Origin of the sequence: Meiothermus luteus (assembly GCF_003574085.1) — a bacterium.
Taxonomy (GTDB): Bacteria; Deinococcota; Deinococci; order Deinococcales; family Thermaceae; genus Meiothermus; species Meiothermus luteus.
The window spans coordinates 1-13,343 of the sequence record NZ_QWKZ01000001.1 but is presented as its reverse complement, the minus strand read 5'-3'; the positions used below and the strand labels follow the sequence as shown (position 1 = coordinate 13,343).

The window sequence follows — 13,343 nt, the reverse complement described above, 5'->3', positions numbered from 1 at the left end:
CGCTGGGGCGTCCTGCCGGGCAACACCGGGGAGATCTGGGCCCGGGGCCGGGTGGAAGATTCGGGCTTGGGCCCGGTCCTGGGGGACCGGGGGTTCCGCTAGGTGGAGGGAGTGGATGGGGAGAAACTGGATAGAGGTGCGCTTTGGCGTCCTGGTCAGGTCTTTCCGGCTTCGCCAAGTAGAGAGCAAGAGCTTCGGGGGCCTCGTAGCCCGGATAAACCTCCTCATCCTAGCCCACAATCTGGTTCGCAGTCATGTCCTCCTCAGAATGGCTGGGGTGGGGCTATGCGGTAGCAAACGAAGGTATACCTTACGCGGTCAGTTGAGCTTTGATCTGCTGTAGTTCCTGAAAAGCAGCCCGACTGGCAACCAGATAGAGCTTGGCCTTGAGGGCGAAGTAGTTGATTTGGGTCTGGTGGGAGAGGAGTTCCAGCTTGACAAAGGCCCACATAGCCGCAAAGAAATGGTTGGCCTGGGTGGTCAGGGTCTTGGTAGGCGACTTGGCCAGGGCAGCGTTTTGTCGGATGGATTGATGAAAGCGCTCGATCTCCCATCGTTTTTGATAGAGCTCGATCATCCGTTCAAAGTCCAGGGTGGTATCGCTGCTACACAAATACAACACCCCCTGGCTCCCATCTTCGTGGGTGAAGACTTGCCGAACCCGCAGCAGGGGGAAGGGAACCCCTTCCAGATATACCTGCCGGGGGGTGGGGTCTTGGTAGTCCAGACCCTCCACTCCTGTCCATTGACCCCTTTGCTGTTGTTCTTGGCTCATAGGGGGTGCGCACAGCGCATACCGGCGGTGCCGATAACCTGGCGCTACCTTGCGATTGCTTTTGAGCGGCATCACAAAGTGCTTCTTCATGTCCAGCACGATAAATCGCATGTTCGCCGCCGAGGCAAGCCAGACGTCGTTGAGCACGTGCTGGAAGGGAATCTGGTTATGCACTGCGGTTTGCAGCAGGTAGCGGGCGTGTTCATTCTTGCTCACCTGGCTGCGGCGTTTGCGCTGGCCACTTTTCTGATCTACATAGACTTCCGTCTTCTCCACCAGCACGTAGCCTACCGGCAAGGTCAGCCCCTGGCTGTGATACAACAGGCTCACAAAGTTGATCCCCTTGACCATCCGCTCTTTGCTATTGCCAGGCCACTATATCGTTCTCGTCCGTGTAGGGTTTCTCCAAAATGCTATCATCCAGAATCAGCACCCCTTCCTCACGCTGTATCTTTCGCACCGTGGCTTTGACCTTGCGCCACAACTGCACCGAGCCTTGTCAATCTCCCCCCAGCATGCGGGTGATCTGGTCGTGGCTTATGGCTCCATCCACCATCCGCGACAATCCTGTGGCCGTCGCCGCTCCAAAGCTGCTCAACAAGTAATCGGTGTACAAATCCAGGGGCTGGGGATTCACCTTTTCAATCTATGCCATTTCAGAAACTGTTGTAAAAGTCCCCTCCTCCAGCTTAAGCGGCCCTGGCCAGCCGCTTCACCAGCAAGCGTATCATGCCTAAATACATCCAGGCTTCCGTTACCTCAGGGGGGTACTCGTAATCTTTCCCCAGCCGTCGGTTTCGCCCCATCCAGGCAAAGGTCCGCTCCACCACCCACCGCTTGGGCAGGGGCTTGAACCCACCCTCCCGCGGGATCTCCGGCACCTCCTCCCCCTCCCGCACCCAGACCCCCCGCACCCCCGCGTAAGGACGGGCCACCACCTCCAGCTCCAGTCCCAGCCCCCTAGCCACCTCCCGCAAACCCCGGTAGCCCCAGTCCACAAAGAGCTTGCGCACCCGGGGCCACAAGGAGAGGTCCATCCCCAAAAGCAACGCCTGCCCACCCCACTTGTCGTGCTCATTGGCCGGGTGGACAAAGGCCATGAACTACTCGCAACCAACTTTGGTTGGAGTTTCGCGCGACCATCCTCACAGGCTCAAACGTGTGTAGGACACTCGCCTGCGGCTCCCTTTACGCGCATCCCCGTTCCGGGGACGACCTACAAAAACAGTATACAGGACTTTGTCCTGGCGGGGCTATCCTTCCCCGACCAACCGAACTGCGGTCTGGTCGGGGACTGCCGCCCCACACCCCTTCCGTTCAAGAGACGGCCCCCCGTGTTCTGCCGCTTTCTCCCTTTGACCTTCTTCGCCCCGTCGTGTCCCCGGGGCCCCCTTTTTCCGTGGTCTTGACGGACTGACTATCCATGACAAGAGCGCTGGGGCAAGCCTGCCTTCCTTCTCGCTCCCGATCCCACCGGACCAGGGCCTGGGCCACCCGCTCCCAGACCCCCTCCTTCTGCCACTTGCGGAAGTAGTGGTAGACCGTAGACCAGTGGGGTAAGTCATGGGGCATGGCCCGCCACTTGATGCCGTTTTCCAGGACGTAAAGTATGGCGCTGACGATCTCCCTCCTCGGCACCTTTGCGGGTCGGCCACCGGGCTTGGGGGCGGGGATCAACGGCTCCAGGATGGCCCACTCCGCGTCCGACAGGTCGCTGGGGTAAGATCTCCGTGTAGAAGCCACCCTTCAAGTATAGCGGACTTTTACGACAGTCTCTCAGCTTTGCCGCGTAAGGTGAGTTACTGAATCACCGGCTCGGCTTCCGACGAAAAGTGTGGCTCGAATCTTCTGAAATACGCATGCTGCCATTACCATGATACCCTCAGCTCAGTAAGCCCACGAAACCCGAACGCGGGCCGCCATATAAGCCTGCTGGTCTGCAAAGACAAGCTGCCTTTCCACTGTAGAAGAATCTCTAGAGCTTTTCCCCCTATCAGGCGGGCTAGCGGGGCACCTAGGCAATAGTGGGTTCCTCCGCCAAAGGCTGCTGTACGGTCCAGCTTCCTTTTTAAGTCAAGCCGGTCCGGATCGCTCACCCAGCTGGGATCACGGTTAGCCGAGCCCAGGACTAGGTACACGACTTGGCCCCGCTCGATCCCTTTACCCTGAAAAACGAAGCTCTCAGTTGCCCAGCGGCCAACGATCTGCACTGGGCTTTCGAAGCGCAAGAGTTCCTGGACTGCGTAGCCCAGCAACTGCGGGTCCTCCCTGAGAAGCTTGAGCTGGTCCTGGTGGCTCAAGAGTACCAACACGCTGTTCGTAATGAAGTCAGCGGTGGTCTGGGTACCAGCGTCGAGCAAGGCCAGCAGGTTCGCGACGAATTCTGTTTGGCTGACCTGTCCTAATTCCCGCGCAGCTAACATGCCAGCCAGCACGGTTCCCTGGGGGCTCCCCCCAGCCTCCCCCGCGAGTCCTTCTACCAGCTGGCCATACTCGGCCACCGCCCGGTTGGCTCTTAGAAGCTCTTCCTTGGGAGAGGAAGAGCTCACACTGGAGATCACCCCGATCCAGGCGCGCAACTCCTCGAACGAACTCTCCGGAACGCCCTGCAATTCCGCCAACACCCTGAGTACCAGCGGAAGAGCATACTCGTTGAGTACATCCATGGAATGCTGGTCCTCGATGTCCTGTAGCAGCTTGCGGGCGACCCACTCGACTCGCGGGACTACACCAGCGACTGCACGCGGAGACAAAAGCGGCCCCATCACCGCCCGCAGACGAGCGTGACCAACAGTATTCTGAAATCCCACCTGTTGAGCCATCATCCGCAAAAAGCCACGGTATGGCTCGGAAATGGGTCTTCCAGAGGGGACTCCCCTCCCAGTAGCCGGTCGTCGTCGCGACAACCGCGGATCCCTGAGGAGGCTCGCGATGTCGGCGTGGCGGAATACATACCACGCTCCGGCGCGCGTGTGGGGAATCCCCCAGTGCACAGGGTCCGACATACGCAGGCGCGCGTACGCTGGATAGGGGTCGGCAAGGACCTCCGGCGACAGGGGGTCAAAGGGTGGGACTGGGGCCGTTGGGGGCATAGCTCTGGACTTCACCACCTTCTAAAGTTACGGAGCCTCCTTGTCCACTTTTGGTGCCCTTTCCGCTCGCAACTGGGAAACGCCGGGCGTCGAGGCCCGGGGTTTCTTGTTAGGGCGTGCCAGTTCGATCCCGACGACTCGTCCGTCCGGAAGAACCCTTACACCAACCAGCAGGTCATAGTTCTGGGCTCGCTTCAGTTCAGCCTCCCAGGCCGGGTTGCGCAGGTCGAAGATGGCGCCCTCTCTCCAGGCAGGTCGGCGCTCATCAGAGCAGTCGTGCAGCAGTTTAAGTGTGGCAAACTGGAAGCGACCCTGGAGGTCGGTCCGAAGGGCGATGACCCTGGCGTAGCAACATGTCGTGTCCATCCAAGGGCCAAAGTCCGGCAACTCGCCGCCATCAGCAGCACCGGCATTCCCCGGACCTCCAATACGCTGGGCATCCATTTGGACGAAGAGCTTCGTCACCACCGCCTGTAGTTCCTCTATCCTTTCCTCGAGTGTTCGGGTGTCCTTATTAGCCATCCTCCTCCTCCACAACGCTTATCGTTTCGATCCGGGCCCACCTCCCCCGATCTGCTCCCGGGGAGGTCCTGCCAGGGACGGTTCGACTTGGACGTGGACGCCAAGGGTTGCCACATGTTGCACAACCCCCCTCACTGCGGCTTCGCAACAACGATGGAGCCCCTTGGCGCTGCGCAGATCGCCGTTGCGGAACTTCTCCACGAGGCTCTTAACCGCGGGCAGCAGCGACGGCAGTCGGAGGATCTCGTCGGGTGTGCGCGACCAAGAGGTGAAGTATGCCCGGTTCATGAGGGCGGAGATCATGGCCACATCCCACGCGAGGTTCCAGGCGATCCATCGCATTGCAGGGGCGTCGTCGCGTTTTCGGGCATTCTCCAGCTTGGCGAAGTTCTCCAACAATTCCCCCACGATCCCCTCGCGAATGGCTTGCACGAACGATCCGGACGGCAGCTGATCAACGAGCAGCTTTAGCTTGGGCCAGTGCCCCTCCGGGTCGTACAGGGATAAGACCGAGACAAACTGGTCTACGCACAAGGGCCAGGTCAGGTCTACCCGCTGCAGGCGCCGGTAGACCGACCCCACGGTGTGGAATTCGACGCTGATTTTGAGCCCTTGCACGTAGCGCTCGTCCCTGCCGGGGGTGGGTGAGCTTCGCATGAGGACCGACATCTCCAGGTCGGAGTAGGGCTCGTCGGAGCCCCGTGCGGTGGACCCATAGATTCCGATGGCCACAACCGCGTCCGAGTAATGGCCCAGGATCCAATCTGCGATGTGCCGGGCCCTCTCGAGGCGTTCCCGGCGGGTAGTTGCTCGGAGGATCGGGAGAGGTTTGTCCCGTGCGTGCATACCGTCGCCAACTCCGATAAGGACAGTAGGTGGTCAAGTGGTGCTCGCGGTTGAGCTTTTGCCACCTATAATCCGCTCGATCTGTGCCACGGCCTCGGGTGCGAGCACTACCCCGGCCGCACCAAGGTTTTCCTGAAGCTGCCCTATCCCGGTGGCTCCCACGATGGCGCATGAAAGCTCCTTGCGTCGCAAAACCCAAGCTAGCGCGAGCTGAGCCCGGGTCATTCCGTGCTCGGCAGCGACCGCCGCCAATTCCCGCACACGAGCGAGGTTGTGAGGCGTCAGCAGAGCTTCCTTCAGCACCTTATGCCGGGCCAACCGGCTACCGGGGGGGATCCCGTCGTCGTACTTCCCGGTGAGCACCCCCATCGCCAACGGGCTCGTGGCCATCAAGCCCAATCCGAGCGGCTCCGCCTCCGGCGCCAGGGTGTTTTCCCACCGCTTCCTGTAAAGGATCGAGTAGTCAACCTGCTCGCAGATAGGTGGATGCAGCCCATTCGCCCTGGCAAACTCGCATGCACCCGCCAGCCGTGCGACAGGCCACTCGCTGGTTCCCCAGTAGAGGATAAGCCCCTGATCAACGAACGCGCTCATGGTCGTGACAATCTCCTCGAGGGGTACATCCGGGTCGTGGCGGTGAGCAAAGTAGATATCCAGATAATCCGTTCGTAGCCTTTGAAGGCTGGCCTGCAGAGAGGCGCGCAGGTGCTTGCGGGAGAGGCCCTGGCTATTGGGACACCCGGACACAGGCCATCCCGCCTTCGAGGCGAGGACGAGGGTGCTGCGTGGGTACTCGGCGAGCACGCTGCCCATGAGTTCTTCAGCGCATCCGTTCGCATAGGTGTCCGCGTTATCGAAGAAGTTGACGCCGGACTCGTAGGCCAGACACACGATCTTCTTGACCTCGCCCACATCCTTCACGCAATCTCCGAAGCTGGCCCAGGCACCCAGGGCGATCTCGGAGACCTGAAGGCCCCACTTACCGACCTTGCGATACCTCATGCCCATTAAGCACCCCCACCGCTATCGCCGCAGGTTGGCTCTCAGTTCCCAGTCCCCTCATAAGCGCGGAGGGCCCACGACCACGCCAGCAGGCACAAGCCGAAGAACGCGCCGGCAGCGACCAAAGCCTCGGCAAGGGCGATGGTGCCTGCTGTGCGTGTGTGCTCGTCGAGCAGGAGAGCGGCAGGAACATAGCCGGTCAGCGCCAGCGGGACGACGAACGTCAGGAGAAAGGCCCCGGTTCGACCGAAGATGGGAAGCGGGTACTTGGCGAACTCGGTTAAGCTCCACAAGGTCGTGATGGCGTCCAAACTGCCGATGACCCGCATGGCTACGGCAGCCCCCAGGATCATGAGCCCGAGATAGATGAACGCGCCCAGGAGAACAAATAAGAGGACCGTGGCAACCTTACCGGCAGTCCATTCCACCCCGGCCGCGGACGCTCCATGGAGGACCAGGATCAGCCCGGTCAGGCATCCTGAAATCCGCTCGAAGTGGATCCGCTCAGTGAGGAGCTGGAAGAGTACCCCGAGCGGACGGAGCTTGTAGAGCAGCAGGCTGCCGTCCTGGGCGTAGCTGCCGACCCACCATAGGCTCTCCCCCAGAGTGTCGGCAAGGCCGAGCGCCATTCGGTTCAACCCGTAAAGCACGAGCATCTCGGGGAAGGTCCAGCCGCGGACTTGCGGCACGTGTGTGAAGATGACGGAGAAAAGCACCAGGGTCAGGGCCTGCTCCAGGAGCACGGTGAGCACGCCAGCGGTATAGTCCACCCGGTACTGCTTCCAGGTCGCGAATTGCAGCCTCAGGGCGGCCAGCGCGAGGGCGAGGTAGTGGGTCATTTATCCTCCTTGCACGTTGAACCGCTGGCGTACTCGTCCGAGGAGGAAGCGGGAGCTTGCAGCAAGCACCAGGAGCCAGAACAGCTGCACCGCCAGTCCGCGGAAGATCTCGCTCTCCGGCATGGACGGCTGCAGCATGCGCGCAGGAAGGTAGATAAAGGCCTGGAAAGGCAGCAGACTGGCTAGAAGGGCGTAGCGATCCGGCAGCAGGTCAATGGGGAAAAATGCCCCGCTCAGGAGCGCCACGACCAGGGCCTTGGCTTCGTTGATCCCCTGCTGCGCGCTAGTGTAGAAAGCCGAGAGGCTCATCAAGAACTCGAAAAAGTAGGCACAGGCAAAACCCACCACCAGGCTCAGGAAGAACCACCCCAACCGCCACTCGCCAGCGCTCCAGGCCCCGGAGACGAACGCTGCGGTGGCGTAGGCCGGCAGCGCCATGACCAACTGTCCGGCCTTCTGCCCTAACCACCGGGCTAGGAGGGCATACTCCAGTTCGACCGGCTGTACCAAGTCGTACACAACGGTTCCCACACGGACGCGCTGGGCAAAGAACCCCCAGGCAGGCCCGCCGGTGAATCGCGCTGCGAGTCGCGCGGTCAATAAGTACAAGTAGAAAGCAGCGAAGTCCCGATCCGCAAATGACCCTGCGGGTACGGAAAGGAAAACCGCGCGCCACAAAAAGTAAAATGCCACCAGGAGCGCCAGCTCTCCGACGACCCAGACCGCGGCCGCTCTACGGTATGCGAGGGCCAGCTGAAATCCGACACGGAGGTTGGCGGTATAAGGGATCATCTCTACCTTGCTCCCCGGTAGACCCGCCGGAGTACCTCCTCGATCGAGGGTTCGTGGGTGGTCATCTCCCTGACCGGGGTTTGTGGAAGAAGGCGCGCAAGCACAGCCGCAGGGGCTCCTCCCCCCTCATGGGCGACGCACACCCAGCCGTCGTGGGTGTAGACCTCCCGTACTCCGCCCAGCCCCTCAAGCCAAGCGCGCACCTGATCCGCCCCGGCTTCGAGCCTTAGCCGGAGCTCGGGGAGTACGCCGTGCTGGGCTCGGAGTTGTCGGAGGGTTCCGTCGTAGAGGACTCGGCCCTCGTCGAGCAGGACGATACGATCGCTCAAGGCTTCAACATCGTCCAAGTCGTGCGACGTCAGGATGACGGTCGTCTGTAGATCAGAGGCCACCTGACGGATAGCGGACCGCAGCAACGCCTTGCTGTCGAAGTCCAGGCCGATGGTAGGCTCATCGAGCAGGAGCACCCTGGGGTGGTGGAGGAAGGCGAGGGCCAAGTCGCACCGGACGCGCTGTCCAAGGCTCAGCTGGCGTACCGGCTGCGAGAGCAACCCCTCGATGCCGAATTGCCGGGCCATGGCACCGATGCGCTGATCCAATCCACTCTGGCTGAGGCGATACACCTTGGCGTGGTAGCGGAGCGACTCCAGCACCGGCAGGTCCCAGAAAAGCCGGGTGCGGTGGCCCATCACCACCCCGAGTTCCAGCTGGTGGGCGGTGCGCTGGCGGAACGGGTCTCGGCCCGCCACAACAACCCGACCCGCCGAGGGGCGGACGATCCCCGCGATGATCTTGATGGTTGTGGACTTGCCTGCCCCGTTGGGTCCGATGTAGCCGACCACCTGCCCCTGCGGGACGGTGAGGCTGATGTTGTCCAGGGCGGTAATTTCCCGGTAACGCGGCTTCACCAGGCTCCGCACGAAGCCCCCGAGGCCACGCCCGGGCTCGAGCACCCGGTAGCGTTTGGAAACCCCCTCCAGGACAATCATAAGCCGGCTGATCCTACAAAAGCGGAGGCCATAAGGCCTCCTCTGAACGGCACCAGCACTCCTTCAGGCTCGCTCCCGCGGCCGGATGCCGCCCGAATGGGCTTGGGGGAGGTTCGTGAAGGAGAGGATGTCGATTTCCCCAGGCTGCACGATCCTTACCGGTGTTTCGACCTCAATCTTGGGCAGATCGTCACCGAAGCCGTGCCTCGTGATGTGCTCGTAGTAGCGGTCCAAGGCCCCGGGCAGGTCGATCCGCGGGGTGTCCTGCTCAAGCCCGGTATCGTCGGACTCGTCCTCGTCTTCGTCAAAGATGCCGTCGGTTAACCCCCCGCGGTTATGCGACAGGATCATGTAGTTGCCGGAGATGTTCAGCCGCGCCATCTTGAAGATGGCGTCGCCCGGACGGACCTCGCCATCCCAGAAAAGGATCGCGCCCCGGTCCGCCAGGTACTTGGCCTTGCGGAATTGGCGCGAAAGCAGCAGATTCGTAGGGTTTTGCAGCGGGAGCGAAACCCCTTCTCCGAGGGTGATCTGCCAGCACAGCCAGGGCTCATCGGTCAGGTTGGTCTCCGCCTTGACCAGCGTGTATTCCCCGGGCTCCGGGATCGGCACCCGCATGACGATAGTGACCCGGTTGACATCAATCGCCCCTGAGACCATGATGGTGCGGCTCTCCATGTCGATGGTAGCCGCCATGTGCAAGTCCTTCGACCTCAGCATCTTTCCCTCCGTCGTGTCTGCAAGGAAACCTAGACCCTAACTCCTCTCAACCCGCACAGCGGCAGAGTTTTCCCAAGTCTGATCTCGCAAGCACTACCGCTGCCAGGAGTACCCAAGATCGATCTACGGCTCTCACCCCCTTTTCGTCTAAGCATAAGTAGTTGTAAATGAGGCGGGAAAGCTCTTGAACCAGGCGGCGGGGATCGCCGAGCCCATCCGTCACACGGCGCCTGCAGTAGCCCCATTCCTCACAGATTGCGGACTTCAAGAGCTGGATCAGGCTGTCGGCCTCGCGCTGCCCCTCTGCCTCCAGATCCTCCAACAGCTCAGCAGCCCGCTCGCTATGGCTTGCGCGTTCGATCCAGCACAGCTGTGCGGTCAGATCCTGGGCGACGTGGCAGAGCCCGAAGACCGCGTGGAGCTCGGACGTTCCGTAGCGCATGAGTACCATGGCGCGCTCCAACTCTTCCTCGGGGAGGTAGTAAGCGCCTGACCGGTGCTGGGTCATCGCACACCTGCCTTCAGCGGGAAACTGACGGCGAAATTCCCCCGAACCGTGAAGGAAGCTGGACGGCTGCCACTGAATTTTTCAATGAGTGCCGGGATGATCACTTGTGCGGCCAGCCTAGCCCCATCCACGTTCTTGGCGGCGGGACCAAGCGTCAAAGAGGCCAGTGGCCCGGCTGCGAAGAGGCCTGGGTGGCCGCTGACCTCAAGCGTGCCGTCCTCCAGGACCGGGTAACGATCGGCGAGGAGCTCGACCTCATCCGGCAGAAGCTGCGTGTCAGGGGATAGGCCGGTCGCCAAAATCACCAAGTCCACATGCTCATCGGCGCCCGATGACAGGTTGAGTTCGAGGCGGCCGCTGGCTGATGCTCGGACAGCCAACACCGTGGCATGACGGTGAACCCGTAAGACGCCCGCTTCTTCTAGGCTGCCCAGCCGCGGCAGGAACTCCAGCATGATGCTGCCACGGGATTCCTCCAGCAACGTACCGACCTTCCGGGCCAGGCTAGGCAGCCGCCGGAACCGCGCAATACCCTCCGTTCGGAAATAAGCCGTGTCGAAATCGGCACACCGGTAACGCTCCTCGCGGCGTAGGATCCACACGGGCCGTGCTCCGGCCTCGAGCGCCCGGAGGATGGTGTGGGCCGCGCTGAGCCCACTACCGACGACGGCGATCGTCTGGCCCGGGTTGAGCGCTGGCTTCGCGTATACCGAACACACCTGCGCGGGATAGCGGCGGGCAGCCTCCGAGAAAACCTGCGGCCACACAGCCTCGCGGTTGCCCGCTGCCAGGATGACTGTCTTGGCCCGGATGACCGGCCCCTCGGCGGTAGCGATCAGATATCCGTCCCGCCCCGGGTCAGGTCTAACCGAGATTACCCGCGCGCGGTAGGCGATCTTGCGGAGCTGATGTACCCCGATCATGTGGGTCGAGTGGCCGATGAACACGTCGAGCGGGACTACGGCGCGCTGGCCCGAGAGGCCCAGCCAGACCTGCTCGCGCTCGAGCGACGTCAACTGGTCGAGGTGAAGACGAGCGAAGTCTAGCATCTGCATGTCGCCGTCCGGGGCGATGTGGTGCTCGTAGGGGCTGCGCATGACCCTTTGCCCGGTGGCGTTCATGGCCTGGAAGAACTGCCCAGCGAGGAAGGAGTGTTTCTCCAGCAGGATCATCCGGCGCCGCAGGCTGGGTACGTGCCAGAGGTGGCAGGCTATGCCGCTGCCAATAATCCCGCCTCCAATAATCACGATATCTGCTGAAGTTGGGGGTAGGTCGGGGCGAACCGCCCGGAGTGAATGATTCACGCCCGGAAAAACACGACCGACTGGACTATCAAGAAGCTCAGGGTCATGCCTGAGCTCTTCGATGCTGTTGCATCGGCGGTTAACTTCCAGCATAGCCTCGAATTTAGATGACTCGGGACTCTTAACAATATAGGTAGAACTACAAACGCCCGGCCTCGGGTGAGCAGGAACCGAGCACGCTTCTCGCTGCAAGGCATGAGCGGCTTTTTTCTTTTGTCCAGCACGAAAACCATGTTTTCTCCTTCCCTTTCGGGACCCCTTACGGGGCTGGTGACGGATATGGGCGGACGCTCCCGTACCGCTCCCCTCGGCCATGTTGCGAACCGGTGCACGTCCCGATCCGTTTCGCGCACACCCCAAAGCTTGTCTGCAACCGGGACTGCCAGGGTCCGGGGCTGGGGAAGCACCCCGGAGTGGGTCTTGAACCTGTTCGCAACGTAGCGACATCAGCGCCTTGTCCATGGGCTCCATCGCTTGGCCTCGTCATAGACGGGCTCCAAGCCCCTGGCTTCAGCCATGGGGTCTACGACCTGCCTGTGCGCCGCGCAGTCAGGACTTACGGGTTGGTTGTCTTTCGATGGGGAGGCGGCCACCGCCTTCCTGCACTTCAGCGCGGACTACTTCCGGGTGCTGGCGAAGCGCTACGGGGAAGACGCCCGCTTCCGCCGGGGGCGGGACTACCTCGAGGCCGATCTCTCCCAGGCCCCCCGCACCCTGCGGGCGGCGAGGAGGCTGGGGCTGGAGCGTTGACTTGTTCAAGGTGGAACGCCATAATGTCCCATATGGGAACAGTGCTCCCCCTCCGCTTCGACGGCTCACCCACTGACGTGGCGAGCGTCCGGGAGGGGCTGCCGGTGGAACTCATCCCCGAGGTGGCCCGGCGCTACGGTCTGGATCAGCAGGAGGTGCTGGAGGCAGCGGGCATCCCCAGGAGCAGCCTCCACCGCTACAAGGGCCTGGGACGCCTGAACCGGGAGCAGTCCAACCGCCTGTACCGGGTGATCTACCTGCTGCGCCGTGCCGAGGAGCTCTTCGGCTCGCCCCAGCTGGCGGCCTCCTGGATGAACAGCCCCAAGGTGTTCCTGCACGGCTCGAGCCCCCTCGCGTACCTGGACACTGAACCTGGCTCCCAGGCGGTGGAGCACCTCCTGGGCCGCCTGGAGGACGGCCTGGTGACGTGAGGGCCTGGCGCATCGCCTCGCGCAGCTACGCCCACACCGCCTTCACCGGGGAAGGGGCAGCCAAGAGCCCCGGACGCTGGAACCGCCTCGGGGTCCCGGTGGTGTACCTGGCCGAACACCTCTCCACCGGCATCCTGGAGGTGCTGGTTCACGTGGACGACCGGGCTCACCTGACCGCGTTCGCAGCCATCGAGGTGGAGATCCCCGATCCCCACGTCGAGGAGCTGAGCGAACTGCCCCCCGACTGGCGGCAGTTGCCCGAGCCCTACCCCGAGTCCACCCAGGCTCTGGGTCTCGAGTGGGCCCTGAGCCTGCGCTCGCTGGCCCTGCGGGTTCCCTCGGCGGTGGTGCCGGTGGAGTTCAACCTGCTGCTCAACCCCCGCCACCCCGCGATGAGGGAGGTGCGCACCGGCGAACCCCAGCCGCTCTTCCTCGATCCGCGCCTGCTGCGCTAGGGTACACTCTGTGCAAAAAAAGAACCTCCCAAGGAAAAGGATTATCCTCGGAAGGCAAAGAAGGACGGAAGGGTTAGTCGAGGATGACGACCGAAGGGAAGAGAGCCCTCACAAACTCCACAAAACCCCGTTGAAGGGCTTCACTGCGGAAAGTGATCCTATAGGCGGGCTTGAGCCAACCCTGGTCTCCTTCCCATTCGACGAGTCCACCTGCTTTGAAGCCCAGGTAGAGCAACTCCGCAAGCTTCTCGCCGGTGCGCAGATCTGGACAGACAAAAACCTTTTCCATTTTTACCTCCTGACGACAATATTGTATTG

Annotated in this window: 19 protein-coding genes and 1 pseudogene; 5 read left to right on the top strand and 15 right to left on the bottom strand. The window is 62.1% G+C overall.

What is annotated here, in order from left to right; all coding sequences use genetic code 11:
• Positions 1–343: pseudogene (locus Mlute_RS16675) on the top strand (hypothetical protein); the annotation flags it as partial.
• Here the strand turns inward: Mlute_RS16675 and Mlute_RS00090 are convergent.
• From Mlute_RS00090 to Mlute_RS16575, 15 genes are all read right to left on the bottom strand, one after another.
• Complete coding sequence (locus Mlute_RS00090) at positions 311–1,126, bottom strand: transposase (protein ID WP_015586370.1); 816 nt, start codon at positions 1,124–1,126, stop codon at positions 311–313. The pseudogene Mlute_RS16675 and the gene Mlute_RS00090 overlap by 33 nt on opposite strands.
• 148 nt (positions 1,127–1,274) lie before the next feature.
• Positions 1,275–1,412 carry a hypothetical protein gene (locus tag Mlute_RS15515; protein WP_156941926.1) on the bottom strand — a complete coding sequence of 46 codons (138 nt, stop codon included), beginning with the start codon at positions 1,410–1,412 and terminating at the stop codon, positions 1,275–1,277.
• A 52-nt stretch (positions 1,413–1,464) separates the two neighbouring features.
• Positions 1,465–1,875, bottom strand: coding sequence for an IS5/IS1182 family transposase (locus Mlute_RS00085; RefSeq protein ID WP_018465403.1), 411 nt, complete (start codon positions 1,873–1,875; stop codon positions 1,465–1,467).
• A 217-nt stretch (positions 1,876–2,092) separates the two neighbouring features.
• Positions 2,093–2,518: an IS5 family transposase gene (locus Mlute_RS00080; RefSeq protein WP_015586368.1), complete on the bottom strand. Its 426-nt coding sequence runs from the start codon at positions 2,516–2,518 to the stop codon at positions 2,093–2,095.
• A gap of 125 nt (positions 2,519–2,643) precedes the next feature.
• Positions 2,644–3,441: a cytochrome P450 gene (locus tag Mlute_RS15510; RefSeq protein WP_157413565.1), complete on the bottom strand. Its 798-nt coding sequence runs from the start codon at positions 3,439–3,441 to the stop codon at positions 2,644–2,646.
• Positions 3,442–3,894: 453 nt separating this feature from the next.
• Entirely contained in the window at positions 3,895–4,389 is a 495-nt protein-coding gene (locus Mlute_RS00070) for a hypothetical protein (protein WP_013012849.1), read from the bottom strand.
• Between the two features lie 18 nt (positions 4,390–4,407).
• The gene (locus Mlute_RS00065) at positions 4,408–5,121 is read right to left on the bottom strand and encodes a kanamycin nucleotidyltransferase C-terminal domain-containing protein (RefSeq protein ID WP_245533680.1); all 714 of its coding nucleotides are present in this window, start codon (positions 5,119–5,121) and stop codon (positions 4,408–4,410) included.
• 147 nt (positions 5,122–5,268) lie between these two features.
• Positions 5,269–6,243, bottom strand: coding sequence for an aldo/keto reductase (locus tag Mlute_RS00060; RefSeq protein ID WP_013012847.1), 975 nt, complete (start codon positions 6,241–6,243; stop codon positions 5,269–5,271).
• Positions 6,244–6,278: 35 nt separating this feature from the next.
• Positions 6,279–7,076 (bottom strand): ABC transporter permease, encoded by a 798-nt coding sequence (locus tag Mlute_RS00055; RefSeq protein ID WP_013012846.1) that lies wholly within the window; start codon positions 7,074–7,076, stop codon positions 6,279–6,281.
• Complete coding sequence (locus Mlute_RS00050; protein ID WP_013012845.1) at positions 7,077–7,868, bottom strand: ABC transporter permease; 792 nt, start codon at positions 7,866–7,868, stop codon at positions 7,077–7,079.
• Positions 7,869–7,870: 2 nt separating this feature from the next.
• A complete protein-coding gene (locus tag Mlute_RS00045) occupies positions 7,871–8,857 on the bottom strand; it encodes an ABC transporter ATP-binding protein (protein WP_013012844.1) in 987 nt (328 codons plus the stop codon).
• 63 nt (positions 8,858–8,920) lie between these two features.
• On the bottom strand, positions 8,921–9,577 hold the full coding sequence (locus Mlute_RS00040) for a DUF6423 family protein (RefSeq protein WP_013012843.1): 657 nt from the start codon (positions 9,575–9,577) through the stop codon (positions 8,921–8,923).
• A gap of 46 nt (positions 9,578–9,623) precedes the next feature.
• Positions 9,624–10,085, bottom strand: a complete 462-nt coding sequence (locus Mlute_RS00035; RefSeq protein WP_013157068.1) for a hypothetical protein — start codon at positions 10,083–10,085, stop codon at positions 9,624–9,626.
• Positions 10,082–11,482 carry an FAD-dependent oxidoreductase gene (locus tag Mlute_RS00030; protein ID WP_013012841.1) on the bottom strand — a complete coding sequence of 467 codons (1,401 nt, stop codon included), beginning with the start codon at positions 11,480–11,482 and terminating at the stop codon, positions 10,082–10,084. Before Mlute_RS00030 ends, Mlute_RS00035 begins: the two co-directional genes overlap by 4 nt.
• A complete protein-coding gene (locus tag Mlute_RS16575) occupies positions 11,386–11,622 on the bottom strand; it encodes an RRXRR domain-containing protein (RefSeq protein ID WP_081439936.1) in 237 nt (78 codons plus the stop codon). Before Mlute_RS16575 ends, Mlute_RS00030 begins: the two co-directional genes overlap by 97 nt.
• A gap of 334 nt (positions 11,623–11,956) precedes the next feature.
• Here Mlute_RS16575 and Mlute_RS00020 point away from each other — a divergent pair, with 334 nt between their 5' ends.
• The 4 genes from Mlute_RS00020 to Mlute_RS15800 form a co-directional block, all read left to right on the top strand.
• Positions 11,957–12,139, top strand: coding sequence for a hypothetical protein (locus Mlute_RS00020; RefSeq protein WP_015586364.1), 183 nt, complete (start codon positions 11,957–11,959; stop codon positions 12,137–12,139).
• Positions 12,140–12,171: 32 nt separating this feature from the next.
• Positions 12,172–12,570 (top strand): type II RES/Xre toxin-antitoxin system antitoxin, encoded by a 399-nt coding sequence (gene parS / locus Mlute_RS00015; RefSeq protein WP_182482433.1) that lies wholly within the window; start codon positions 12,172–12,174, stop codon positions 12,568–12,570.
• Positions 12,567–13,025 (top strand): RES family NAD+ phosphorylase, encoded by a 459-nt coding sequence (locus tag Mlute_RS00010; RefSeq protein WP_119358747.1) that lies wholly within the window; start codon positions 12,567–12,569, stop codon positions 13,023–13,025. The genes parS and Mlute_RS00010 overlap by 4 nt, the downstream gene beginning before the upstream one ends.
• A 10-nt stretch (positions 13,026–13,035) precedes the next feature.
• Positions 13,036–13,343 (top strand): hypothetical protein (locus Mlute_RS15800; protein WP_220452043.1); only part of this gene is annotated, 308 nt, incomplete at its 3' end.